Source organism: Dysgonomonas mossii, from assembly GCF_004569505.1.
Taxonomy (GTDB): Bacteria; Bacteroidota; Bacteroidia; order Bacteroidales; family Dysgonomonadaceae; genus Dysgonomonas.
This window is the reverse complement of the sequence record NZ_SPPK01000004.1, coordinates 111201-124010: the sequence shown is the minus strand read 5'-3', so window position 1 is coordinate 124010 and position 12810 is coordinate 111201. Positions and strand designations below refer to the sequence as shown.

The following is a 12810-nucleotide window of genomic DNA, read 5'->3' as shown; positions in this document are numbered from 1 at the left end:
AAAAAACTATTATCATGCAAGGAAGAATGAAGCATCATCAGTTATCGAAGATAGAGATAGATGATGTATTGAAAAAAGCAGAAGTTGGACGCATAGGTACACACAATGAAAATGGGTATCCATATGTTGTTCCTGTACATTTCATCGTCTATGATGAAAAAATATATATCCACGGACTGATTAAAGGACAAAAGATTTCAAACTTGACTAAAAATGATAAGGTTGGATTTGAAGTGGATGAAATGGGTGCAATCATTCCTGATAACGAAAATGTTTGTGATACAAATACTGCATTCAGAAGTGTAATTATCTTGGGTACAGCCAAAATGGTAGAAGATAAATCGCTCAAAGAAAATGTGCTACATGCTGTTGTTTCAAAATATACCCCTCAATTATCTCATTTGAGCTTTCCTGAAAAAATGCTGAAAGCAACGGGTATTATAGAGATAAATCCAATTGAAATCACAGGGAAATATTATAAATAAAAGGACATTTAATAAAAAATGTCCTTTTACTATCAAGGGATTTTGTAACAATCTAGATATTTTCATTCATTATCAATGAAATGAATTATTATATAAGATCATACAGCCCTATCAAAAACAGGTATTAAATAAAAAAAATTAGCGCCCGGTTACTTGCAAATACTCAATCCGTTTCTTTTGATAATTAGCGTACGATTCAACATACTTATCTCGATTCTGTTGTAATAATGTCTGGGCATCTAACACATCCGTAAGAGTTACTGTTCCGGCTTTATAATACTGATTATTAAGACGCAAGTTTTCTGTAGATTGCTCAACACCATCTTTTGCTAACAATATTTGCTTATAAGTATTATCCAATTCATTTTTTACATTCTGCATTTGTAACAACAGTTGTTCTTCGATATCGATCTTATTGTTTAATGCTATCTTTTCTTGTATTTTCTGCTGCTTGATAGCATGAGAACCACCCCACCATCCGGAAATTGGAATATTGACAGAAACAAAAACGGCACCATTTGTATTCCATTTATCCATAAAGTTATCTCTGGAATATGTTGCACCAACAGCCACTGTGGGTAAATAATCAGCTCTTTTTATTTTAGTCTGCAGCTTCGAGGCTTCTACGTTTTTATCAAGGAGTTTTGCTTCTGCTCTATTGGGTAAAACATTTTTATGATCCACATAATATTTTATAGACGATTCTACGTCTTCAATATTAGGAACCTGTATATCTAAAGAATCTGCTGAACTCAAATCCATAGCCATTTGCTGACACAAAGACATTTTCACCAATTTGATATTATTATCTAGATTAATACGATTACTTACTACTTCATTCTTTTTTAATTTTACCTTCAAAACATCGTTATTGGTAATCATTCCTGTCTGATAAGACAACTCTACATCTTTCAACAACTGATCTACCTGACTGTCTATAACATCCAGAGTTCTTCTCTTTTCATACAAAGAAACCAATTGCCAGTAAAGATTCTCTGTATTCAGTAACATATCATTTTCGGATAGTTTAGCCTGATATTGGCTTACCTGAATTCCTAAGTCAGCCAATTTATTACCATTGATTATTTTGCCTCCGGCAAAGATCGGTTGCGTCGCTGTAATACCAGCACTCATCCCATTCTTAAGAAATCCGATCGGGGCTCCTCCCATGTTCATCGTAACCAAAGGATCTTTAGCCGAGAATCCAAATGCTGAAGCACTGACCGATGGAAAATAATTAGTAAATGCATCCTTTTTCGTTTCTTTGGATGATTCGATTTCCAACCGACTATTTTTAATTTTTCGATTGTTCTCGATAGTTAATTGCTTGCAGTCTTCGAGACTATACTTCGTCTGTGCAGATATAAATACAGTTATCATACACATTGTTACTATTGTTATATATTTTTTGATCATAATTGTTCGGTTTCGTCTTTAGATATATTTTTATCTTCATGCTTATAAATTAGCCAATAAGCAAGGGGTAATAATGTAAGGATAAATATCATGGAGAAAATAGTTCCAAAACTGATAACTGTTCCCATCGGGCACCAAAGCGGGCTCTTACTTATGATCATAGGAATAACGCCCATAGATGCGGCAGCTGATGTAAGGAATATAGGGCGCATCCGTCGTTTTCCGGCCTCCAATGATGCTTCAAATACTGTTTTACCATGTTTATGCCTTAGCTCTTCGGTATAATCGTACATAATAATTCCATTACGAACGATAATACCAATTAGGCTCACAATTCCCAATACAGCCGTTATACTAAAGTCTACATTCATCACCTTTAAACCAATAGCCGCACCAAAAATGCTCAAAGAGGTAGAGGCCAAAACGAGTGTAGCTAAACTTATCTTTTTGAAGTGAAACACAAGTATGAAAAAGATGATAACGATTGAGATAGAAAGAGCTTTAATCAGCTTTGGCATTGTCTCGCCATCAGATTCCTTTACTCCTCCATATGAAATAGAAACACCTTTAGGTAATGATTTTGCAGTCACTGCATTCACAATCTCCTCTACCTTTGGTTGAACCAGTCCCGATCTTTCTCCTCTCTTTAGATCAACGAAAACGGATAGGGTGCGTACTCCGTTTCTTCGGTTGATTTGACCTTCAGTCCAGCTTGCTGAAACATCAGCGATCTGGCGTAAAGGGACACTTGGTGATAATAAACCTGCAACATACTCATTCGATACATCCTCGGCCACAGGATCTTTATTCTCCCATTTGGATTTCAATACAACAGGCAATGAATAATCATTTTCCCAGATATTAGTGATTGGTGTTCCCCCGAAACGGGAAGCTAAACCTAACGCCAAAGTTCCTTCATTTACGCCCAACCGATTAGATTCTACAGGGTCTAGTGTTATCTTTATACCGGGCAACGGCTCCTCATAATTTGTATAAATTCTGATCGGTTCATCCAGTTTCTTTAATTTAGTCATTAAAGTGTCTGCCACTTTCTTCAGATCGGCTATATTCTCTCCCGATATACGAACGTCAATGTCAGCATCTACTGATTCGTACTCTAATTGTTTGAATTTTACAAAGGCATTCGGATAATGATAGGCATATTGAGTGGAATACTTATCCAACAACAATTCTGTATCTTCATTAGATGTTGTATTTACAATAAACTGAGCAAAATTAGGTCCTCCCACTTTAGGAGCATAAGCTGTCTGAAAACGAGGAGATCCCGTTCCGATAAAAGACGTTACAGAAACAACAGTTTTCTCCTTCCTCAAAACCTTTTCAAGATCCTGAGCTATTACTTCTGTCTGTTCCAGAGAGCTACCGTTCGGTAAATATATTTCAACTGCAAACTGGTTCCTCTCAGCTATAGGCATGAGCTTCTGTGGAACATTGGCAAACATGTAAATACCCGATATGATAGAAATGATACCTATCGTAAGAGATATCTTCGGGTATTGAAATACTTTTTCCAATAGCAAATTATATCCGTTTTGTAATTTATCTAAGAATGTTTCTTTCTGCTTCTTACCGGGCTGATGTAATCCATTACGTATAAAGAAATATTGTAGGAATGGTATAAAAAGAACAGCCACAGCCAAAGATACACCCAACGTAATAAGTACAGTCCAAGGAAAGAGCTTTACAAAGTCGAGAAACTGTCCTGTAAGCATCACCAAGAATGGAAAGAAAGTAAGACTGATTGCCAGTGTTGCCGAAATGATGGCTTTAGCATATTCTTTGGCACTTTCTATCGATGCCTGCCAACGAGGAATACCATGATCCAATTTTTCAAGATAGCTGTCTACAACTACGATCGAATTATCTACAATCATACCCAATACCACGATTAGGGCAGCCAATGTCACCGTATTAAGCTCCATGCCAAAAGCAAGCATCAGCCCTAAAGAGATAAAGATAGATATAGGAATGGAAGATGCCGCAACGCCGGCAACCCGTAAGGGTAATAATATCATTGTTACGAGTATAACAGCTACAATAGCAATCATTAACTCTTTTAGGAAAGTTGTGATAGAATGAGCCACAACTTGAGGTTGATCGGCTACACGATAGATATGAATATCACTAGGAATATCATTCTGGAACTGCTCGAGAACCTTTTCGACATCTTTTCCATATTGAATAACGTTATACCCTTCACGCATTTCAGTAGATAGAACGAGACACTTTTTACCATTGTTGGTAGTATAGCTGGTAGGTTTAGGGTATTCGCGAACGACTTTCGCTATATTTTTCAATCGAATATGATTTCCCTGAGCATCTGAATAGATAATTTGTTCTTCCAAATCCTTCTCAGATTGATAGGGTCTCTCGATATGTATTGGCACATCCATATCACGATTATCAATCTTACCTGCAGTAGTAATAAATCCCTTCGTGATAAGCGTCTGATAGAGGTTCAATATATTAATACCATATGCTGCCAGTTTTTCTTTTTCAACATATATACTTATCTGTTCATTTTGTTCACCATAACGACGCAGATTGGAAACAGATTCGATAGTTCGCAAACGGTCTTCGAGATTTTCTAAATAAGTTTCCAATTGACGATAAGTTTTGGTCTCCGATTCAAGCGTTATTAGTAATGCCGAAGTATCTCCAAAATCATCATTAGCAATAAGAGCCAAAACTCCTGAAGGTAATTGCATTTTGAAAAACATCAATCCATGTTTTATTTTTGACCATACCTCGTCCTTGTTATTTACATCATCATTCAGCTCTACATATACATAGACAATCCCATCTTTGGAATGTGAATATGTCTTCGATTTCTTTACTTCCTTGTATGTAAACAAGAAATTCTCAAGAGGTTTAGCCAATTGCTCTTCTACTTCGGCAGAAGTGGCTCCGGGGTACACTCCCACTACAACTCCCTGACGGATTGTAAATACAGGAAATTCCTGTTTGGGCATCACATTAAGGGCATAAATTCCAAATAGACTTAACACTATTACAATGAGCAATATAATCTTATTATACTTCATTGCCCAGCCGATAATACCAGATTCTGATTTCATATCTTCTTCTTATTTAGCTATTTCGACTGTTACACCCGGACTTACATTCTGATAGCCTTCAATGATTAGGTTATCCCCATCTTGCAGTCCCTCCTCTATTACAACTCCATTACCGATCAGTTTACCTTGAGTTATTTCTCTATATACGGCCTTATTTTGGTCGTCTTTTAACCAAACAAATTGTTTACCGGAAAAGTCTACCTGTATGGCTTTTAACGGAACTATAATATTCTTTTGACCTGAGGCTTCTGATGGATTTATTAGATAAGCTTTGCACACCATTCCCGGCATAATCTGTGAGTTGGGATTATTTACCTGTACCTTGATATCGTAGGTATGTGATAACGGATTTGCAGATACTCCTTTCTCCTGAATCTTGCCTTCAAACTCAGCATCATTCAACGCAGATATTTTTATCCGTGAAGATTCACCAATCTTTATTGCTGAAATTTCGTTCTCGGGAATAGCTATTTTTATTTTCACCGAATTTATAGTTACCAAATTATAAATTGGAGTACCTGGAGCGACATTAGCACCGGCTTCTTGATAGCGTTGACTTACTACACCAGATATGGGAGCATACAAATTACAGTCTTGTAAATTCTTACGGGTAATTTGCTCATTAGCTTGCGCCTGCTCTAACTGAGTCTTCGCCTCTATATATTTTATTTCGGGAAGGCTGTTATTCTTATAGAGAATAGACAAGCGATTATATGCATCTTGTGCCTGATTAAGAGTCGATTTTGCTGCATTGTGCATACTTTCAATAGAACTTGTATTCAATCGGGCTAACAATTGTCCTTTTCGAACATTTTGCCCTTCCTGTACATATACTTGTTCAATATTTCCATTTACTTGAAAACTAACATCAACCGCATTCTCACCTTCTACAGTTCCTATATACTCTTGTTGGTATATATCATCACTATACTTTATTGTTTGTATTTTTACCGGAACAGGTCTTGAATTGGCTTCTTCACTCTTTTTTGCGGAACAGGAAACCATTCCTAAAAATAGAAGACACAATACCGATCTACTAAAAAATAATTTCAATTTATCCATAACTTTCATTAAAAAGTAATTTTACAACTATTTATTTCTGTCGCAAAGATCTCTTTATAATATGGTTCTGTCTAAATCAATACTACGCCAAAAATGTTCAAAACTTCGTTTTTTATGCAGTTTTCAACATTTATTTATATTTTTAGGACCAAAATGAAACATATAAGATCATGAATAAGGAAAATTATGCTAAAATATCGCTGGATGACTTTAAAGATCAAACCTCAAATCACGGAATAAAGAACTTTGTTATATCCGATGATGGTGCTAATATTGATGATTATGCTTTTGATCTCAGATATCCGCAAATTATGGAAGGAATAGCTTTTGCTATTTGTGTGAAAGGTACCGGACGAATCAAAATTAACTTACGCGAGTACAAAATTGAGCCTTGTACTATTATTGTTGTTCTGCCTAATTATATTTTAGAATTGATAGAGCAAAGTGAAGATTTAGTTGTAGAGTTCTTATTATTTTCTTTTGACTTTATTTCCGATATCAAGTTAATTATAGATATTGATATTCCTAAAAAAATAGATCAGATGGCTTGTTTAAAGATAAGTGAAGAAGAAACGAATGATTTATTGGAATTGCATGCCTTTATTGTAAAGCGTTACAAAAGAACAAATTTTCTTTACAAAGAAGAAATTGCTAGAAGTTTATTGCAGACATTAATTTATGAAGTTTTGCAGCTTTATCAGGACAAGAAGATTGACCATAAGGTATTGACCCGCAAAGAAAAATACTTACAAAGTTTCATCAGCTTGTTATTTGAATATCATATGAAAGAACGTAGTGTTCGCTTCTATGCAGATAGAATGTTTATTACGCCCAAATATTTATCTCAAATAGTGAAGGATGCTAGTGGTATACATATCCAACAATGGATAGACGATATGGTTATTATGGCAATTAAAGCTTTACTAAAGAGCTCAAATATGACTATCTTACAGATATCGGAGGAGATGAATTTTCCAAATTCTTCCTTTTTTGGCACCTACTTCAAAAAGAGAACTGGCCTGACACCTTTACAATATAAGAAGAATTAAGATTTTCAATAAAATATATCGAACGTTATATAGATAATCCTTAAAATAAAAAAACCGCCCTACTTATCACAAGCAAGACGGCTAGAATAATTTAAATTCAAATTTGCGTAAGAAAATATAGTCGAACTTCTGTATTTCTTGGATTGGAGACTATTTTGATTCTACACGAGATCTGATTAATTATTTAATTGATCGGTTATATATAAATGTATAATAATGGAATAGACAATATATTTTAGACTATTTTAATATACATAGGAGCACCAAAAGAGTTTTTTTCCAAAATTTTTATTTCCCCATTCAGTTCCATTTTAGTTATCAAGCTGTATACCCTCAATTTTTCTGCTCCTGAATATGCTATTATATCAACAACAGAAGCCTCATTACCGCACCTCTCAAGATAGTCCAGAATCTTGAGGCGGTCTAAATTTGCATAATTCATATTTCAGTGTAATTCTTGCTTATTTCGTTTTTAATGGTAAGCAATTTCTATTCAGACAAACAGAGATCAAACAGTAAACTAATGATAATCGGAATAATATCACTTTATTAAACTCACCGTTTCTCTGATATTTCTTTCTGAGGAAGCACCAAAAACAACGGATTGTATATTCAGAGCATTAATAAATTCATAGGCTTCAGGGGCACTAATTGCTCCGGAAGCAAGTGTGCTCATTGCCATAAGTTGATATTTTGAAGAATCATTATTTCGAATTGTATCAACATACGCTTCTACCGAAGGGGACATAAGGTAACCTATCTTATTAATAGAACTGCATATAACAACCTCCTCTATTCCCCACTCAGATAGTTTTTGCTTCAAATAAGGCATATTTTGAGTAATAAGCCCCGGAATCAATTTATATTTCTTACGAACATAGTCGCAATATGCTTCAAATATATCTTTTGTTCCATATCCAAGAAGAAGATCTGTTATGATGTTTTGCAGGAATAATACTTTAACATTTAATCCCTTAAACATTTTTACTTCGGCATCTATCAACATCTGCATCATCTTTATAGGATCTTTTCCTAATACAGCCATTCCTCCTTTGGCAATCATAGACAATGCTCCTACTGCTGAGTTATTAGAAAATATTACTTCATTGATTGCAGGAAATATCCCTTTTTCTGCAACCAGATTTGCATATTTGTGTGGATAAGGAATTGAAGGATACCATACAATATCATTATATTTTGATTTATTCTGACGAAAATATTCGCATATATCTTTTGCGCGATCATTACTATTAAGCATAACAGCTCCAATACCATTTTTGAAAGCAAGATCATATACTTTGTAGATATTCTTTATATCATGAAATTTTTCGGAAAGTTGCTGAGCTTTCTCTTGTGACATGTGATTAATCCCGAAAAACTGATTATCCCCAAAGATGACTTTATCTATTCTTTCCATATTTAATCTTGTTTATTTTTATTATCATAGTCATTGAACATGTCGTGCACCAAACGTTGCGTATTATATCCGTCTTCAAATGTACATTGGGTAGCACCAACGATCTTACCGGCTAAAACACTGTCAGCAAAATGATATAATTGTCTAGTAAATTCATTTCCTCGAACGTAGAAAGGAACAGGTTTAAAGATATCTGTGATGTATATAGTATTCCAACCTTTTCTATAATTATGACCTAAGACAGGTTCATTTAAAAATATCTTCATTTCATACTGGTCTACCAGTAATTTCCCATTTGTACCAAATATTTCAATTTTGTTACTAGGTTTTCTATAACTAGAATCACTCCAATTCACGTATAATGTCCCAACACACCCGTTATCGTATATTAAAGTACTTGAAACCATATCCTCCACATGCTTCGAATATATTTGGTTCATGCTGGTACCAATAACTTTATTTGGAACGCCTATTATATAATTAATAAGGTCTAATACGTGGACAGCCATTTCATAAACGGCCCCGCCCCCACTCTCTCTTTTACCACGCCAGCTCTCACCTGTTTCGGGTTTTGAAATAGTGCAACTGAACATTTCCGATTTAAACCTCACAATATCACCGAGTAAGCCTTCTTTTATATATTCTCGGGCAATTGTGAACATATCATTAAAGCGGTTTACATACCCAACTTGATTAATTAAGCCTTTTTTGTTGAACATTTCTTGTAGTTCATCTGCCTCTTGGGTGGAAAGAGTAAAGGGTTTTTCGCAAAAAACATTAATTCCCTTCTCACAAGCATATTTACATATTACATAGTGATAATTAGGTGGGGTACAGACGATAATAGCATCCGGCATTGTTTTATCAATCAACTCCTTGTAGTCTGTAAATACTTGAAGCGGTGGTATGTATTTTTTCAATAAGTCCAATGTAATTTTTGAAGTATCGGAAACTGATACAATATTTACATTAGGGTGTGAATTGATAATAGAGAAATGGGTAATACCCATTCGCCCCATTCCGATAATAGATAATTTTATTTCTTTCATTGTGAATTTATTAAAAACACAGAATTATTTATTGGATTATTTCTTTTACGAAATCTATAATATTCCGCCTACGAGGTATTACATCTGAAGGCAACATCTGTTTGTATTGTTCGACTATTTTATTATCTACTACAGACGAATTATCGCATACGATTGTATTCTCTTGATTGAAATATCCGCTTTTAAATATATTTCTGTTATTCGTTATTATTTTTGTTCCACAGCTCAAAGCCTCAAAGCATCTCATAGTAATACCACTTTGTTTAGGATGAGCAAAATCAAGCGTGTACTTTGATTTATATAATACATCTACATATTGGTCATACGACAATGTTTTAAGATGTATATATCGTCGTAGTTTAATGTACGTAAACGGATGTCTGATAAAATTCAGAGCCATTGTTACATAATTACTTTCATGTAGATATACGTATGAATTCGCGGGCTGGAACAGATGCAATATTTTATTGGTATATGACAAGCGTTCGGAATGTATCTTTTGTATTACAGATATATCATATACTCTTTCTACATTTTTCTCCTGCTTTTCTATTGCAGAAAACAATTCTATTATTTTGACATCATAGCTCTTTGCATCATGATAATCAAACGTATAAAAATTATCGACCAAGCGATACCAAGAGAGTGATAAAGGATGAAAGGCAAAAGAATCGAAATTATAACCAACTATACATGAACACTTTTTATATATTTCATCTATCAGTTTTTTATCTATTCCGTATCCTTTCAAAATGATACAGATATCATATCTTTCGTCTTGAAGGAAGTGGCGAGTTATATGATTGTATGTTTTTCTATATAACGTTTTAGTTATGCCTATTTTCCACAGAACTTTTGTGAATAAATTATCCGGATAACGATCATTGCATATTCTCACATCATAACCACATTCGTTCAATCCGGATATTATCTGATTGCCCATCGAATAAAAACTTAATGGCATGATGAGTAAACACCTCTTTTTCATTTTATTTATATTGTTAGCAGGGTGCTGATAAAGGATTGTATAGAAAATTCATCGAAACGAACGTCGCTATCTTTTATAGGTTCTTGTATGAATTCTTTGATACCATCAAAATTCAATTCGTCAAAAACAAAAAAGCGGTTGGAAGAATAAAATGACTCACCAATAGCACGCTTGTTATTCGTTATGATCTTTTTCCCTGCGCACATATTTTCGATGAATCTCATTGTGTATCCAGACTGTTTATGATTGGCAAAGTCGAATGTCGCTATTGAATATTGTAGTAAATGAATAAAATGAGATCGAGAAATGCTTCTTAGCTTAAGTCCTCTAGGGATAAAACCTTTAATCAATAATTGAATTATTACAACAGGTGTACACTTAATATACTTCTTGAAGCGAATATCGTTTTCTTTACAATATCTTTCGAATGCCTGAATAGCCCTATACCGATCTGGTTTAACCAAATTCCCTACCATATATACATCAGTATCCGGCTCTACAATAGGGAGATTCTGAAAGTCTCTTACACAAAACAACGGTAGATAGTTCAGTCCATAGTTTTTAGCATCTACAGGATCGAAGGTACAAACTTTATCAAAGTATGGAATATAAGGAATATAATTAAACACAGGAGATAAAGCATCCCATGTATATAATATGAACTTCGACTCTGGATGATTTTCTCTCAATTTCAGTATGTTGGGGAGAGAAAACAGACGAATATGCAGGAATATAATATAGTCATATTGGTTATTTTTTTCCTGCTCTATTATTTCAGCATAATACTTTTCATGCTTGTTCTCATATGCTTCAGTTGACAATGTGCGTAGAATTTTATCTTTTATTTTACGTAATTCCAAAGGATAGTAGGAGACTGAATGTCCTTGTGATTCCATTTCTTCAGTGAGCGCCTTTACATAATTATGGTAAGGTAGCCCGATAAACAATATTTTACCCATTTTTTGTTTTAAACTTGTTACGATTTTTGTAAATATAAACTGCACCGAAAAGGGTCGGCAATAAATAAGATATATTCTTAATATACACCATTATTGTTAAGTTAAACAGGTGCATAGAGCCAGTTATAGCGATAATTGCTATAGCAGAAAATACTCCTACAAGTCCAGATATTAGCAATGAAGTGAAGTTTTTCCATGCATTTAAAGTAGCAGATACCGAGTAGTATAATAATTGTGACATTAAACCCGGAATCAACAAAAACACATAGTGAGTATTGCCTGAGTGACTTGGAAATAATATATCTACCAATGGTTGAAGTGAAGTAAGTACGGCAAGAACTACACATATACCATATCCCATCAAGACTAATGTATAATTACGTACATGCCGCCTGAATTCTGCCATTAATCCATTTTCATATGAATAAATGATATTGGGAAGGAAAAGGTAATTAATGGATGTTGGGACTAAAACAAATAAAGAAGAGAATATAAAAACAAGATAAAAATTACCTAATTCTTCCACATTCAGTATATATGCTATAGACCAACGTTCGATCTGAATATTGACAATTGTAAATATTCCAATCATAAATGGGACAAATCCTAACGATAGAATATACTTAATTACCTTTCTGTCAAAACATATTTTATCCGGTCTTAAACTTTTATGCATTAATAATGCCAGGACAACAAAAACTATCGGTTGCATCATAATACTAATGATACCACCCATAATACCGTAAAGATAGACAAGAGGAATTAAGGCTATAGATATAATACCTGAGATGAGATTTCTGATATTAATATCTTTAATCATCTTTTTCACAGTCATAGTATTTGTCAGCCAAGTAGATATCAAAGAAAATAGGCCTGCAATGAACGTTAAAATCAGATACCGGGGGCTGATCAGTAATTCAATATCTAATATGCTTAATATAATCCATATAAGCAATAAGGCTAATGCTATGACACCAAAAAGGCTAAAGAGAATATTATTAACCTTCGTTTGATCACTGGTCTTCTTATAAGCAAAAACCCTATATCCACCGTTTAGGAACCCAAACTGTAAGAGTCCAATAAACATTATACATGTTTGAATAAGACTGATTATACCCAGTTCTCTCATATCCATAACACGCATGAATACCATAGAACGGATAAAGTTGATGGCAGAAGTAAATAAATTTATTAGAATAAATAAGGAACTTGAACTAAATATAATCCGCTTTATTGCTTTGATATTTATTGACATTTTGATCTAAATAGGTGCTTTTAGTTTCAGTA

Annotated in this window: 11 protein-coding genes; 2 read left to right on the top strand and 9 right to left on the bottom strand. The window is 34.1% G+C overall.

Going from position 1 to position 12810, the window contains the following annotated elements:
• The first annotated feature begins 14 nt into the window (after positions 1–14).
• The gene (locus E4T88_RS12715; protein WP_135105997.1) at positions 15–485 is read left to right on the top strand and encodes a pyridoxamine 5'-phosphate oxidase family protein; all 471 of its coding nucleotides are present in this window, start codon (positions 15–17) and stop codon (positions 483–485) included.
• Between the two features lie 138 nt (positions 486–623).
• On the opposite strand, the gene E4T88_RS12710 is transcribed toward E4T88_RS12715, so the two are convergent.
• From E4T88_RS12710 to E4T88_RS12700, 3 genes are read right to left on the bottom strand one after another with little or no spacing between them, the layout of a single operon-like run.
• Positions 624–1901, bottom strand: coding sequence for a TolC family protein (locus E4T88_RS12710; RefSeq protein WP_135105995.1), 1278 nt, complete (start codon positions 1899–1901; stop codon positions 624–626).
• Positions 1898–4999 carry an efflux RND transporter permease subunit gene (locus E4T88_RS12705; RefSeq protein ID WP_135105993.1) on the bottom strand — a complete coding sequence of 1034 codons (3102 nt, stop codon included), beginning with the start codon at positions 4997–4999 and terminating at the stop codon, positions 1898–1900. Before E4T88_RS12705 ends, E4T88_RS12710 begins: the two co-directional genes overlap by 4 nt.
• Before the next feature lie 9 nt (positions 5000–5008).
• The gene (locus tag E4T88_RS12700; protein WP_228093912.1) at positions 5009–6061 is read right to left on the bottom strand and encodes an efflux RND transporter periplasmic adaptor subunit; all 1053 of its coding nucleotides are present in this window, start codon (positions 6059–6061) and stop codon (positions 5009–5011) included.
• A 170-nt stretch (positions 6062–6231) separates the two neighbouring features.
• Between E4T88_RS12700 and E4T88_RS12695 the strand changes: the two genes are divergently transcribed.
• The gene (locus E4T88_RS12695; RefSeq protein ID WP_135105989.1) at positions 6232–7110 is read left to right on the top strand and encodes a helix-turn-helix domain-containing protein; all 879 of its coding nucleotides are present in this window, start codon (positions 6232–6234) and stop codon (positions 7108–7110) included.
• Positions 7111–7345: 235 nt separating this feature from the next.
• Here the strand turns inward: E4T88_RS12695 and E4T88_RS12690 are convergent, their stop codons facing one another.
• The 6 genes from E4T88_RS12690 to E4T88_RS12665 form a co-directional block, all read right to left on the bottom strand.
• Positions 7346–7552 carry a hypothetical protein gene (locus E4T88_RS12690; protein ID WP_135105987.1) on the bottom strand — a complete coding sequence of 69 codons (207 nt, stop codon included), beginning with the start codon at positions 7550–7552 and terminating at the stop codon, positions 7346–7348.
• 99 nt (positions 7553–7651) lie between these two features.
• On the bottom strand, positions 7652–8527 hold the full coding sequence (locus E4T88_RS12685; protein ID WP_135105986.1) for a hypothetical protein: 876 nt from the start codon (positions 8525–8527) through the stop codon (positions 7652–7654).
• A gap of 2 nt (positions 8528–8529) precedes the next feature.
• Entirely contained in the window at positions 8530–9576 is a 1047-nt protein-coding gene (locus E4T88_RS12680; protein WP_135105984.1) for a Gfo/Idh/MocA family protein, read from the bottom strand.
• Positions 9577–9604: 28 nt separating this feature from the next.
• On the bottom strand, positions 9605–10564 hold the full coding sequence (locus tag E4T88_RS12675; RefSeq protein ID WP_228093911.1) for a WaaS/CpsH family glycosyltransferase: 960 nt from the start codon (positions 10562–10564) through the stop codon (positions 9605–9607).
• A 5-nt stretch (positions 10565–10569) separates the two neighbouring features.
• Positions 10570–11523, bottom strand: a complete 954-nt coding sequence (locus E4T88_RS12670) for a WaaS/CpsH family glycosyltransferase (protein WP_135105982.1) — start codon at positions 11521–11523, stop codon at positions 10570–10572.
• Entirely contained in the window at positions 11516–12778 is a 1263-nt protein-coding gene (locus tag E4T88_RS12665; protein ID WP_228093910.1) for a lipopolysaccharide biosynthesis protein, read from the bottom strand. Before E4T88_RS12665 ends, E4T88_RS12670 begins: the two co-directional genes overlap by 8 nt.
• Positions 12779–12810: the final 32 nt, after the last annotated feature.